10 protein-coding genes are annotated in these 12,442 nt (G+C 73.0%); 5 read left to right on the top strand and 5 right to left on the bottom strand.

The window, feature by feature from the left end:
• Positions 1-162: 162 nt before the first annotated feature.
• The 4 genes from B9O00_RS20195 to B9O00_RS20210 all read right to left on the bottom strand — a co-directional run bounded on the left by B9O00_RS20195 (position 163) and on the right by B9O00_RS20210 (position 5,976).
• On the bottom strand, positions 163-1,392 hold the full coding sequence (locus B9O00_RS20195; RefSeq protein WP_085124536.1) for an Aq_097 family APC-type transporter: 1,230 nt from the start codon (positions 1,390-1,392) through the stop codon (positions 163-165).
• Positions 1,393-1,642: 250 nt separating this feature from the next.
• On the bottom strand, positions 1,643-4,099 hold the full coding sequence (locus B9O00_RS20200; RefSeq protein WP_179243971.1) for a ligase-associated DNA damage response DEXH box helicase: 2,457 nt from the start codon (positions 4,097-4,099) through the stop codon (positions 1,643-1,645).
• Complete coding sequence (locus B9O00_RS20205) at positions 4,092-5,012, bottom strand: pseudouridine-5'-phosphate glycosidase (RefSeq protein WP_085124538.1); 921 nt, start codon at positions 5,010-5,012, stop codon at positions 4,092-4,094. The genes B9O00_RS20200 and B9O00_RS20205 overlap by 8 nt, the downstream gene beginning before the upstream one ends.
• A 52-nt stretch (positions 5,013-5,064) precedes the next feature.
• Positions 5,065-5,976 carry a DMT family transporter gene (locus tag B9O00_RS20210; RefSeq protein WP_085124539.1) on the bottom strand — a complete coding sequence of 304 codons (912 nt, stop codon included), beginning with the start codon at positions 5,974-5,976 and terminating at the stop codon, positions 5,065-5,067.
• Positions 5,977-6,050: 74 nt separating this feature from the next.
• On the opposite strand from B9O00_RS20210, the gene B9O00_RS20215 reads away from it, so the two are divergent.
• A complete protein-coding gene (locus B9O00_RS20215) occupies positions 6,051-7,016 on the top strand; it encodes a LysR family transcriptional regulator (RefSeq protein ID WP_085124540.1) in 966 nt (321 codons plus the stop codon).
• Positions 7,017-7,049: 33 nt separating this feature from the next.
• On the opposite strand, the gene B9O00_RS20220 is transcribed toward B9O00_RS20215, so the two are convergent.
• On the bottom strand, positions 7,050-7,490 hold the full coding sequence (locus B9O00_RS20220) for an HIT domain-containing protein (RefSeq protein ID WP_085124541.1): 441 nt from the start codon (positions 7,488-7,490) through the stop codon (positions 7,050-7,052).
• Between the two features lie 81 nt (positions 7,491-7,571).
• Between B9O00_RS20220 and B9O00_RS20225 the strand changes: the two genes are divergently transcribed.
• The 4 genes from B9O00_RS20225 (at position 7,572) to glyA (ending at position 12,416) form a co-directional block, all read left to right on the top strand.
• Positions 7,572-8,609 (top strand): ligase-associated DNA damage response exonuclease, encoded by a 1,038-nt coding sequence (locus tag B9O00_RS20225; RefSeq protein ID WP_085124542.1) that lies wholly within the window; start codon positions 7,572-7,574, stop codon positions 8,607-8,609.
• Positions 8,606-10,189 (top strand): cisplatin damage response ATP-dependent DNA ligase, encoded by a 1,584-nt coding sequence (locus B9O00_RS20230; protein ID WP_085124543.1) that lies wholly within the window; start codon positions 8,606-8,608, stop codon positions 10,187-10,189. The genes B9O00_RS20225 and B9O00_RS20230 overlap by 4 nt, the downstream gene beginning before the upstream one ends.
• Before the next feature lie 108 nt (positions 10,190-10,297).
• Entirely contained in the window at positions 10,298-10,849 is a 552-nt protein-coding gene (locus B9O00_RS32610; protein ID WP_143596299.1) for a hypothetical protein, read from the top strand.
• 244 nt (positions 10,850-11,093) lie between these two features.
• Positions 11,094-12,416 (top strand): serine hydroxymethyltransferase, encoded by a 1,323-nt coding sequence (gene glyA, locus B9O00_RS20235; RefSeq protein ID WP_085124544.1) that lies wholly within the window; start codon positions 11,094-11,096, stop codon positions 12,414-12,416.
• Positions 12,417-12,442: the final 26 nt, after the last annotated feature.

A 12,442-nucleotide genomic window follows, 5' to 3' on the forward strand; every position in this document is an offset into this window, starting at 1 on the left:
GGCAGGGACCTCCGCTTTCGGACGTCGGTTCCGCGAGGAGTTCTCGCTTTCCATAAGCAAGGAGGTGGCGCCGGATACCCGTGCCGCAAGAGTACGCAAAGGGGCAAACTCGGGGCAATTTGGCGACGGGACGGCGCCCGCGGGCGCCGTCGGAGCGGCGGCTCAGCCCTCGGCCGGGACGCCGAACAGCACGACCGAGAGGCAGAAGGCGGCGCCCCCGGCGAAGAGCAGCAGGTGGCGCGTGCGGCTGGGCAGGCCGCGGTCGTCCCAGGCCACGGCCAGGGCGACGCAGGCCTGGACCAGGTAGAACAGGGCGAAGGCCTGGGAGGCCAGAGTGACCAGGCGGAAGACGTCGGTGCCCCAGGTGATCGCGACCGCGACCAGGGCGATCAGCGGATAGGCGTGGCGCAGGGACAGGCGCCGCGCCGCGATGTCCTCCAGCAACCCCGCGCAGCCGACCGAATCGGCGACCGAGGCGCTGAACTGGCTGGCCACGGCGCCGACGGTCAGCAGCAGCGGCAGCACCAGGGCGACGTGGCCGACCAGGCCGACGATCGCGGCGATGCCCCGGTCGCTGCCGAGCAGGCCGAAGAGGCTCGTGGTCAGCGCGAAGAAGGCGAGATAGACCGCCGCCGCGATCAGCTGCGCCCGGCGCATCGTGCGGATCCGCGTCTCGGCATCGAACTCGTCGCCGAGGAAGCGAGAGGTCTCGAAGCCCTGGACGACGATCAGCAGGCCGAGCAGCACCTGCAGGGAATGCAGGCCGAGCGGCGGGGTGTCGCCCGGCAGCTGCCAGGCGCCGCTCGCCAGCAGGTCACCGTTGCGCCACAGCAGGCCGGCGATGAGCCCCGCGATGACCGCGAGGTTGAGGCCGACGCTGTACTTCTCGATCCGCTCGACCATGCCGAGGCCCTTCAGCAGGCCGAGCGCCCCGAGCGTGGCCAGGATCACCGTGGCGATCGCCTTGGCGGCGGCTGGATCGACGACACCCAGGCCCTTCAGCAGGAAGTTGCCGAGCAGCACCAGGTAGTAGGCGACCGAGACGAAGTAGGCGAAGGCCAGGACGAAGTGCGAGAGCTTCTCCAGGGACAGCGCGAGCCGCGTCTCGCCGTCCTTCGGCGGCTCGCCGAGCAGCGGCTCGACGTGGCGGATGTTGAAACGGATCGCCGCGCCGACCAGCCAGGCGGCGCCGACCAGCACGGCCATCGCCGGCAGCGCCCAATCGCCGACCTGGCGGGCGAGCAGCGGCACCGAGACCAGGAAGCCGCTGCCGATGATCGAGGCCAGCGGCGTCACCGTCGCCTGCCAGTCGGTCGAGCGCTGGGTGCGCGGCGCGAACAGCAGCGCCGCCGCGCCGAGCAGCACGGCGATGACGATTCCGTTGGCGATCATGCTGCGTCCTTCCCCGCTGCCTCCTGTGAAGCACGCTTCGCGGCGCGGTGCAAAGGGGTGGTCGTGGCTGAAGGTCTCCCATTCCCCTCACCCCCGTCTTATTCGTCATCCCCGTGAAAACGGGGATCCAGAGAACGACGCCGTGTGCGCGGACTGGCGATGGTCTGTGCGAACGGGCCTTTTCTCTGGGCCCCCGCTTTCGCGGGGGTGACGAAGAGAGGGAGTGGTCAACGAGGGAGAGGAGCGCCCCCTACTGCGGCAGCCCGCCCTGCTCCGGCGCCATGGCCTCGGCGATCAGGCTCTCCGCGGCCTCGTCGAGCAGGTCGTCGAGGGCCGAGCCGTAGACCTGCTCGCGGCCGATCTCGAGCAGCACCGGCACGGCGAGCGGCGAGACGCGCTCGAGCGGCTGGTGGCGGATCCTGCCCCGGACGCGGGCCAGCATGGCGGCGAGCCGGCCGATGTCGGTCAGGCCCCCGGCGGCGTCGGCGCGGGTCGCGCGCAGCAGCAGGTGGTCGGGCTGGTGCTTCCTCAGCACGTCGTAGATCAGGTCGGCCGAGAAGGTGACCTGGCGGCCGGACTTCTCGCTGCCCGGCGCGCGCCGCTCGATCAGGCCGGCGATGACCGCGACGTTGCGGAAGGTGCGCTTCAGCAGCGAGGACTCGGCCATCCACTCCTCGAGGTCGTCGCCCAGCATGTCCTGGTCGAACAGCGCGGCGGCGTCGGTTACCGGCTTCACCGACCAGACGGCGATCACGTAGTCGGTCGCGACGAAGCCGAGCGGGCCGAGGCCGGCGCGCTCCATGCGCCGGGTCAGCAGCATGCCCAGGGTCTGGTGGGCGTTGCGGCCCTCGAAGCAGTAGGCGACCAGGAACTCCTTGCCGCCGCGCGGGAAGGTCTCGACCAGCAGGCCGTCGCCGGGCGGCAGCACCGAGCGCAGCCGCTGCAGGCGCAGCCACTCCTCGACCGCGCCCGGGAAGCCGCCCCAGCTGTCCGGCCGCTCCAGCATGGCGCGCACGCGCTCGGCGAGGTGGGTCGAGAGCGGCAGGCGGCCGCCGGCGTAGGCCGGGATCTTCGGGGCGTCGCCGCCGGCGGCCTTGCTGACGATCGCGTCGGTCTCGCGCACCTTCTCGAAGCGCAGCAGCTGCCCGGCGAAGACGAAGGTGTCGCCCGGCACCATCGACTGGATGAAGTACTCCTCGACCTCGCCGAGCCGGCGGCCGTTGCCGAGCCTGACCTTGAGGGTCGGCGCCTCGACGATGACCCCGAGGTTCATGCGGTAGCGCTTGACGTGCTGGGGCCCGGCGACCCGCCAGCGGCCGTCCCCGTCCTGTTTCAGGCGGCGGAAGCGCTCGTAGCTCTTGAGCGCGTAGCCGCCGGTCGCGACGAAGGCCAGGGCGTCGTCGAAGTCGCGGCGCGCGAGGCCGGCATAGGGCTCGGACGCGGTCACCTGGGCGTAGAGCGCGTCGGCCGCGAAGGGGCCGGCGCAGGCCGTGCCCAGGATGTGCTGGGCCAGCACGTCGAGCCCGCCGGGCCGGGGCGGGTCGCCGTCGAGCGTCATCGCCTCGACGCCGTCGCGGGCGGCGCGGCACTCCAGCACCTCGAAGCGGTTGGCCGGGACCAGCAGGCAGCGGCTCGGCGCGTCGAGCCGATGGTTGGCGCGGCCCAGGCGCTGCAGCAGGCGCGAGACGCCCTTGGGCGCGCCGACCTGCACGACCAGGTCGACGCCGCCCCAGTCGATGCCGAGGTCGAGCGAGGAGGTCGCGACGACGGCGCGCAGGCTGCCCCTGGCCATCGCCGCCTCGACCCGCCGGCGCTGCTCGACCGCCAGGCTGCCGTGGTGCAGCGCGATCGGCAGGGCCTCCTCGTTGAGCCGCCAGAGCTCCTGGAAGACCAGCTCCGCCTGGGCGCGGGTGTTGACGAAGACCAGGGTGACGCCGGCCTTGCGGATCCGCTCGTAGACCTCGGCGAGGGCGTGCAGCGCCATGTGGCCGGACCAGGGCAGGCGCTCGCGGGTCGTCAGGATCTCGATCTCGGGCCGGACGCCGCCGCGTCCGACGACCCGCTCGACCGGCGCGCCCTCGGCCCGGCCCGTCGGCGACAGCCAGGCGGTCAGGCGCTCCGGGTCGTGCACCGTCGCCGAGAGGCCGACCCGGCGCAGGCCCGGCGCCAGGGCGGAAAGGCGGGTCAGGCCGAGTGCCAGCAGGTCGCCGCGCTTGGTGCCGGCCAGCGCGTGCAGCTCGTCGACGACGGCGCAGCGCAGGCCGGCGAAGATCTCCGGCGCGTCGTGGTAGCTGAGCAGCAGCGCCAGGGATTCCGGCGTGGTCAGCAGGATCTGCGGCGGCCGCTTCCTCTGGCGCTGGCGCTTGGCCTGGGGCGTGTCGCCGGTCCTGGTCTCCGCGGCGACGGCGAGATCCAGCTCGCGGATCGGCGTCATCAGGTTGCGCTCGATGTCGACGGCGAGGGCCTTCAGCGGCGAGACGTAGAGGGTGTGCAGGCCGTCGGCCGGGGCCTCGGCCAGCTCGATGAGGCTGGGCAGGAAGCCGGCCAGGGTCTTGCCGCCGCCGGTCGGCGCGATCAGCAGGGCCGAGCGGCCGGCGCGGGCCGCCGCCAGCATCGCCAGCTGGTGCGCATGCGGCTGCCAGCCGCGCGCCGCGAACCAGGCCGCGAAGGCCGGCGGCAGGACGGGCTCGGCTGCGGCCTCAGCCACCGCCGGCGAGCGCGGCCGCGATGCGGCCGGCAAGGCGGGCGTTCTCGATCAGCAGGACCCGGTTGGCGGCCAGGGTCGCGCCCTCCGAGAGCGCGTGGAGGCGCGACAGCAGGAAGGGCGTGACGGCCTTGCCGGTGACCTCCTGCAGCGCCGCCTCGCGCTCGGCCTCGGCCAGCCAGGCGGCGAAGCGCGCCGGATCGAGCGCCGCCGCCGCGGGGATCGGGTTGGCGAGCAGCGCGCCGCCGCCGAGGCCGAGCGACCACTGCGCCTCGAGGATCGCCGCCGCCTCGGCGGGGCTGTCGGCCCGTGCCGGGACGGGATGCTCGGTCTCGCGCAGGTAGAAGGCGGGCAGGCGGCCGCAGCCGTAGCCGATCAGCGGCACGCCGAGCGTCTCCAGCAGCTCCAGGGTCTTGGGCAGGTCGAGGATCGACTTGGCGCCGCTGCAGACCACGGCGACCGGCGTGCGCGCCAGCTCGCCGAGGTCGGCCGAGATGTCGAAGCTCGCCTCGGCGCCGCGGTGCACGCCGCCCAGGCCGCCGGTCGCCATCACCCGGATGCGGGCCAGCGCCGCCGCCGCCATGGTGCCGGCGACGGTGGTGGCGCCGAGGCCGCGGCTCGCCAGCACCGCGCCGAAGTCGCGCCGGCTGACCTTGGCGACCGGCGCCGCGCCGCGCGCCAGGCGCTCCAGCGTGTCGCGGTCGAGGCCGATCCTGAGACGGCCGTCGGCCAGCGCGATCGTCGCCGGCACGGCGCCGGCCTCGCGCACCGCCGCCTCGATCGCCTCGGCGGCGTGCAGGTTGTCGGGCCAGGGCAGGCCGTGGGCGACGACGGTCGATTCCAGCGCGACCAGCGGGCGCCCCTCGGCGCGCGCCGCCGCGACCTCGTCGCTTTCGTCGATGAAGGAGGCGCTCATGGCGCTTCAGGTAGCACGGCCCGGGGCCCGGAGAAAACTCGCCCCCGGGGCATCAGCCCGGCGGCGGCACCGCCACGGCCGGCGCCAGGGCGACCGCCAGGCAGATCAGCAGGGCTGCGGCCAGCTCGGCCGGGCCGATGGGCTCGCCGAAGCCGAGCGCGCCGACCAGGAACATCGTCGGCAGCTCCAGGCTGCCGGCCATCGCCGAGCGCGAGGGGCCGACCCGGGGGGCGGCGAAGGTGTAGAGCAGCTGCGGCAGGATCGCCGTCGCGCCGATCATGCCGGCGATCAGCAGCCAGGTGCCGGGATCGGCGGGCAGGCTCAGCAGCTCGCCCCGGAAGATCGCCAGGGGCAGCAGGCCGAGGGTCGCGCCGCCCATGCCGGCGGCCATCTTCTCCAGGGTCGTCAGGCCGTGGGTGCAGCCGGTCAGCACGACGATGACCAGGGCGAAGGCGAGCGGCGCCGGCAGCGCCGAGAGCAGCGCCGGGACCTGGGCCTCCGGGACGGCCGCCGGAGACAGCGCGATCAGCGCGGCCGCCAGCACCAGGCCGCCGGCGAGCAGCGCCCGGACGCCGAGGCGCTGGCCGAGCAGCAGGCGGGCCAGCAGCACGGCGAACAGCGGATAGGTCATGTAGACGACGCCGACCGCGGCGACGCTGGTTTCCTGCAGGGCGTCGAGGTAGGCGGTCCAGCCGATGCCCATGGTGGCGCCGGCGCCGGCCAGCAGCAGCGCCGGCTTCAGCTTGGCGCGGCCGCGCGGCAGGAAGGGCAGCATGACCAGCAGGCTGAAGGCGAAGCGCAGGAAGCCGATGGTCGGGCTCGACAGCCCGTCCGCGGCGAGCAGCCGGCCGAACAGCGGCACCAGGCCGAAGCCGACGGCGCTGAGCATGACCAGCAGCGTGGCGCCCGCGCCAGGGGAGAGGCGGGGGGAGAGGCGGGGCGGGCGTCGGGCTAGCTCGGTCATGGCGCAGGTCTAGCGGCCTCGCGATCTGGAGAAAAATTGGTTATTTTCAGTCTTTCGATGAAAAGGATTCATTCTTGGCCGAAGCCCCGCTGCTCGAGCTGCGCCACCTGCTGGTGCTGATCGCCATCGTCGAGACCGGTGGCGTGACCGCGGCGGCGCTGCGGCTCGGCCTGACCCAGTCGGCGGTCACCCATCGGGTCCGCGAGGCCGAGCGGCGCCTGCAGCGCCGGCTCTTCTCGCGCTCCGGCAAGCGGCTGCTGCTGACTCCGGCCGGCGAGCGCCTGCTGCAGAGCGCCCAGCGCGTCGTCGAGGAGCTGGGCCGCGCCGAGCAGGAGCTGCGCCCCTCGGCCGGCGGCGTGCGCGAGCTGGTGCGCCTCGGCCAGGCGACCTACAGCCGCTACCACTGGCTGCCGCGCTTCCTGGAGGACTTCGGAGACCGGAGCCCGGGGATCGAGGTCGACCTGGTGGCGCGGGCGACCCACAGCCCCTTCGCCGCGCTCGCCGAGGGCGCCGTCGACGTCGCCCTGGTCTACGGCAGCCGGTCGGAGCAGCGGGGGTCGTGGGGCGGCGGCTTCCGCTGGCGGCACATCGCCAGCGACCCGCTGGTCGTGATCGTGGCTCCCGGCCACCGCCTGGCCGCGCTGCCCTGGCTGTCCTCGCGCGAGATGGCCGACGAGCGCTACTTCGCCTACCCGCTGTCGAGCGAGCCCGGCTACAGCTGGGACACGGTGGCGGGGCCGCCGCCGGTACCGTTCCGGCGCGTCTCCCAGGTGCAGCTGCCGGAGGCGGTGATCGACCTGGTGCGCGCCGGCTTCGGCTGCGCGATCTTCAGCCGCTGGGCGGTCGAGCCGGAGGTCGCCGACGGCTCGCTGCTGGCCAAGCCGCTCGGTCCCGAGGGCTTCAGCCTCGACTGGTGGGCGGTGACGCGGGCCGCCGAGCCCGAGGACGGTCCGGCCGGCCGTCTCGCGGACTTCTTCGTCGACTACGCCCGCCGCCCCGACCGCGGCCTCGCCAACCTGGGCTTCGGCGGCTCGGGGTGAGCGTCGCCCCTCCCGCCCCGGGGGCGAGGCGAATCAGCCCTTCCGGTCGGCGAAGCCGAGGGAGGAGTGCAGCTCGCGCTCGATCTCGGCGATGCGCTGCTGCAGGGCGTGCGGCTCGTAGCGGCGCTTCTCGGTCACGCCCCAGACCGGGCGCGGCCAGGCCGGGTCCTTCTCGAAGCGGGCGATGACGTGGATGTGGAGCTGCGGCACCTGGTTGCCGAGCGCGGCGACGTTGACCTTGATCGGGCTGTAGAGCCGCTTCAGCGCCAGCGAGCACTCGCGGATCTCGTCGCAGACCCGGTAGCTGTCCATCGGGTCCAGGTCGTCCCAGTCGACCTTGTTGGGCCGCATCGGCACCAGCACCAGCCAGGGCCAGGCCGCCTCGTCCATCAGCAGCAGGCGCGACATGCGCAGGCGCCCGATGTCGTGGCAGTCCTTCAGCAGGGCAGGATGGATCTCGACGTCCGGCTGCATGGGGCGATCAAACTCCCTCAGGCGTTTACGGAAGCTTAGCGCACTTGGCGAGTCGCCGCAGCCGCCCATATGGTACGGGCCATGAACAAACCTCGGCCGGAGAGCTGGCTGCGCGTCGAGCCGCGCGGCCTCTACGTCGTCCCGGGCGACTTCTACGTCGACCCCGTCCGGCCGGTCGAGCGGGCGGTGGTCACCCACGGCCACGCCGACCACGCCCGGCCCGGCCACGCCAAGGTGCTGGCGACGCCGGAGACCCTGGCGATCATGCAGGCACGCTACGGCGACCGGGCTGGCAGCGGCCTGCAGGCGCTGGGCTACGGCGAGCCGGTGACGATCGGCGAGGTGACCGTGCGGCTGGCGCCGGCCGGCCACGTGCTCGGCTCGGCCCAGGCGGTGCTGGAGTGGCGCGGCTGCCGGGTCGTGGTCTCCGGCGACTACAAGCGGCGGCGCGACCCGACCTGCGCGCCCTTCGAGGTCGTGCCCTGCGATGTCTTCGTGACCGAGGCGACCTTCGGCCTGCCGGTGTTCCGCCATCCCGACGACCGGGGCGAGATCGCCAAGCTGCTGCATTCCCTGGCGGTCTTCCCGGAGCGCACGCACGTCGTCGGGGTCTATTCCCTGGGCAAGGCGCAGCGCGTCGTCCGCCTGCTGCGCGAGGCCGGCTGGGACGGGCCGATCCACGTCCACGGCGCCTTGCAGGCGCTCTGCGCGCTCTACGAGGAGCTGGGCGTCCCGCTCGGGCCGCTCAGCCCGGCGACGGTCGCGGCGAAGGCCGAGATGGCCGGTGCCCTGGTGCTGGCGCCGCCCTCGGCGCTGGCCGACCGCTGGGCGCGGCGCCTCGCCGATCCGGTCACGGCCATGGCCTCGGGCTGGATGCGGGTGCGCCAGCGGGCCCGCCAGCGCGGCGTCGAGCTGCCCCTGATCATCTCCGACCACGCCGACTGGGACGAGCTGACCCGCACCCTCGACGAGGTCGGCGCGCCCGAGGTCTGGGTGACCCACGGCAACGAGGAGGCGCTGGTCCACCACGCGCGGCAGCGCGGCTTCCGGGCGCGGGCGCTGTCGGTCGTCGGTCTCGGCGAGGAGGACGAGGGAGAGGCTCTCGGGGGAGCGTCGTGAAGGCCTTCGCCGCGCTGCTCGACCGGCTGGTCTACACGCCGCAGCGCAACGGCAAGCTGCGCCTGCTGGTCGACTACTTCCGCCACGCCCCCGACCCCGACCGCGGCTGGGCCCTGGCGGCGCTCAGCGACGGCCTCGACCTCAAGGGCGCGAAGCCGGCCCTGGTCCGCGCCCTGGTCGAGGAGCGCACGGACCCGGTGTTGTTCCGCTGGTCCTACGACTACGTCGGCGACCTCGCCGAGACCGTGGCGCTGATCTGGCCGGAGCGGCCGGGCGCCAACCGGCCGCCGGCCCTGGGCGAGGTCGTGGAGGCGCTGCGCGCCGCCGGGCGCGGCGAGGTGCCGGCCCTGCTGGCCCGCTGGCTCGACGCGCTCGACCCGACCGAGCGCTGGGCGCTGCTCAAGCTGATCACCGGCGGCCTCAGGGTCGGCGTCTCGGCGCGCCTCGCCAAGACGGCGGTCGCCGCGTTCGGCGACAGGCCGGTCGAGGAGGTCGAGGAGCTGTGGCACGGCCTGGCGCCGCCCTACGGCGCGCTCTTCGCCTGGCTGGAGGGCCGGGGCGCCAAGCCCGAGCTGGGCGAGGCCGCCGCCTTCCGGCCGCTGATGCTGGCCACGCCCCTGGAGGAGAGCGAGGTCGAGGCGCTGCCCTTCGAGGAGTACCTCGCCGAATGGAAGTGGGACGGCATCCGGGTCCAGCTGGTCGCGCGCGGCGGCGAGACGCGCCTGTTCAGCCGCACCGGCGACGACATCGGCGGCGCCTTCCCCGACATCCTGGAGGCGGTCGACTTCGAGGCGACGCTGGACGGCGAGCTGCTGGTGCTGCGGGACGGCCCGGAGGGCGGCGAGGTCGCGCCCTTCAACGACCTGCAGCAGCGGCTCAACCGCAAGACCGTGACGGCGAAGCTGCTGCAGCGGCACCCGGCCCACCTCCGGCTCTACGACATCCTGTTCGAGGGCAGGGAGGACCTGCGCAGCCTGCCTCTGCTGCCGCGCCGGGCGCGGCTGGAGGCCTTCGTCGCGCGCGAGAAGCCGCGGCGCATGGACCTCTCGCCGCTGGTCGATTTCGCCTCGATGTCGGAGCTCGAGGCGCTGCGGGCGGCGGCGCGCGAGAACGGCATCGAGGGGCTGATGCTGAAGCGCAAGGACAGCCCCTACCTCGCCGGCCGGCCCAAGGGGCCCTGGTACAAGTGGAAGCGCGACCCGCTGGTGCTCGACTGCGTACTGATGTACGCCCAGCGCGGCCACGGCAAGCGCAGCTCCTTCTATTCCGACTACACCTTCGGCGCCTGGACCCCGGAGGACGAGCTGGTGCCGGTCGGCAAGGCCTACTTCGGCTTCACCGACGAGGAGCTGAAGCGGCTCGACAAGTGGGTGCGCGACCACACCACCGAGCGCTTCGGGCCCGTGCGCGCGGTTGAGCCGGGGCTGGTGCTGGAGGTTGCCTTCGACGCCGTGCAGCGCTCGACCCGCCACAAGTCGGGCCTGGCCCTGCGCTTCCCCCGGGTCAGCCGGATCCGCTGGGACAAGCCGGCCCACGAGGCCGACCGCGTCGAGACCCTGGAGGCGCTGGTCGAGGGGTAGGGCGGTCGGGGCTACTGCCGCGTCCGGGCCGTCACCCGGCTGGGTTGTCTTTCTTGGGTTCGGCGTATAGGGCTCTATGCTGGCGATCTCATGCGCTCGGGAAGAGACATGTCACCTTGGGCAGCGCTGGTCTGGTTCCTGGCATCGATCGTCGTTGCCGCCTTTTCTGCCCTCATTCTTATCGTGGCTGTCCAGAAGGAAGGCATCCTGTTTCTTCGAGGCATCGAGGTAACGGGTAAGGTGCAGGAAGCGAGACAGGGCGAATGCCGCTTGAGCAGCAGACGCGACTGTTATTCGGTGATCGTGTCTTCTCAAGGCACGAGGCGGTCATTTGACCTTCGTCGAGAGATCGCTGTCGGTGAGCCGCTGACCTTTACCTATGATCCGGAAAACACTGAGCGAAATAGGGTTGGTGGCCGGCCGGGCATCTTTCCCATGGTTATGGTCGGGTTGTTGCTTATTCCGACGTTCTTCGCGGGCATCGCCGCGATGATAAATTCCGTTGCTGCTGTCGTCGGTCCTCAACTTCATCGAGGAAGGCTCATCCTGCGGCAGCGCGGGCGCAGAGGGGGAATCAGCCTTAAGGCGGTCAAGCGCTTCCAGAAGTTGATTCGTCGCGTGCGCCGAACCACACCGTTCGAAGTTGGGCCGGAGTCCTGATTTCCAGAAGGCCCGGCCGACGCCCCGCCGCATTTGAGCGTGGTTGCCGGCAGGCGCGGAGGAGATGCGCACTCAGTTGCGGCGCAATCATCGGACTCACTGCCGCCTCGAGGGAGACGGAGCGGCAGATGAAGGGATGGCCGACGAAACGAGGCTCGGCGCTTTGGGCCGCCATTCCTGAAATCCCCTTTGCCGTGATGTGTCAATCCGGGGAGAGTGCCTCCGAACCTACGAGGTGATCCCGATGACCGCACTCGCTCCCCGCCCCTGGCTGCCCGCCGTCGCCGCCGAGCGCGTCGGCGCCATCGCCGAGGCCACCGCCGCGGCCTCGTCCGAGGCGATCGCCGGCCGCCTCGACGCGCTGGTCGAGGAGAACCGCCGGATCCACGAGCGCGACTGCTTCAACCTCAATCCGGCGACCAACGTGATGAACCCGGCCGCGGAGCGGATGCTGGCCAGCGGCCTCGGCAGCCGGCCTTCGCTCGGCTATCCGGGCGACAAGTACGAGATGGGGCTGGAGGCGATCGAGGAGATCGAGGTCATCGCCGCCGAGCTCGCCGCGGAGGTGTTCCGCGCCAGCCATGCCGAGATCCGCGTCGGTTCCGGCGCGCTGGCCAACCTCTACGCCTTCATGGCGACGACCCGGCCGGGCGACGTCATCATCGCGCCGCCGCCGGAGATCGGTGGCCACGTCACCCACCACCTCGCGGGCTGTGCCGGGCTCTACGGCCTGACCATCCATCCGGCGCCGGTCGACGCCGAGGGCTACACCCTGGACCTGGCAGGCCTGCGCGAGCTGGCGCTCAGGGTGCGGCCGACGCTGATCACGGTCGGCGGCAGCCTCAACCTGTTCCAGCACCCGGTCGCCGGGGTCCGCGCCGTCGCGGACGAGGTCGGCGCGCGGGTGCTGTTCGACGCGGCGCACCAGTGCGGGATGATCGCCGGCGGCGTCTTCGCCGACCCGCTCGCCGAGGGCGCGCAGCTGATGACGATGAGCACCTACAAGAGCCTCGGCGGCCCGGCCGGCGGCCTCATCGTGACCAACGACGCCGGCCTCGCCCGGCGCCTGGAGGAGATCGCCTTTCCCGGCCTGACGGCGAACTTCGACGTCGCCAAGTCCGCGGCCCTCGCCGTCACGCTGCTCGACTGGCGCGAGTACGGTGCCGCCTATGCCCGGGCCATGGCCGGGACCGCGAAGGCCCTGGCCGGGGCGCTGGCGGCGGAGGGGCTGCCGGTCTTCGCCGCCGGGCGCGGCTTCACCGCCTCGCACCAGTTCGCCCTCGAGGCGGCCGGCTTCGGCGGCGGCCAGGCGGCCTCGAGGAAGCTCCGCAAGGCCGGCTTCCTGGCCTGTGGCATCGGCCTGCCGGGTGCCCCGGTCGAGGGCGACCTGAACGGCCTGCGCCTCGGCACCCCCGAGCTGGTCCGCTGGGGCATGACGGTGGCCGACATGGCGCCGCTCGCGCGCCTGATCGCCGAGGCGCTGCGCGCCAACGCGCCCGAGGCGATGGCGCCGCGCGTCGCCGAGTGGCGGCGCGGCTTCGACCGGCTGCACTACGTCAGGGCATGAGCGCCCGACCGCGCGGGGCGGCGGCC

Origin of the sequence: Tistlia consotensis USBA 355 (assembly GCF_900177295.1) — a bacterium.
Taxonomy (GTDB): domain Bacteria; phylum Pseudomonadota; class Alphaproteobacteria; order Kiloniellales; family DSM-21159; genus Tistlia; species Tistlia consotensis.

What these genes read in the sequence shown, in the direction of transcription:
- B9O00_RS20205 (WP_085124538.1), bottom strand. Translation starts at nt 5,012, where the DNA reads ATGAGCGCCTCCTTCATCGACGAAAGCGACGAGGTCGCGGCGGCGCGC.
- B9O00_RS32610 (WP_143596299.1), top strand. Translation starts at nt 10,298, where the DNA reads ATGTCACCTTGGGCAGCGCTGGTCTGGTTCCTGGCATCGATCGTCGTT.
- B9O00_RS20225 (WP_085124542.1), top strand. Translation starts at nt 7,572, where the DNA reads ATGAACAAACCTCGGCCGGAGAGCTGGCTGCGCGTCGAGCCGCGCGGC.
- glyA (WP_085124544.1), top strand. Translation starts at nt 11,094, where the DNA reads ATGACCGCACTCGCTCCCCGCCCCTGGCTGCCCGCCGTCGCCGCCGAG.
- B9O00_RS20220 (WP_085124541.1), bottom strand. Translation starts at nt 7,490, where the DNA reads ATGCAGCCGGACGTCGAGATCCATCCTGCCCTGCTGAAGGACTGCCAC.
- B9O00_RS20210 (WP_085124539.1), bottom strand. Translation starts at nt 5,976, where the DNA reads ATGACCGAGCTAGCCCGACGCCCGCCCCGCCTCTCCCCCCGCCTCTCC.
- B9O00_RS20195 (WP_085124536.1), bottom strand. Translation starts at nt 1,392, where the DNA reads ATGATCGCCAACGGAATCGTCATCGCCGTGCTGCTCGGCGCGGCGGCG.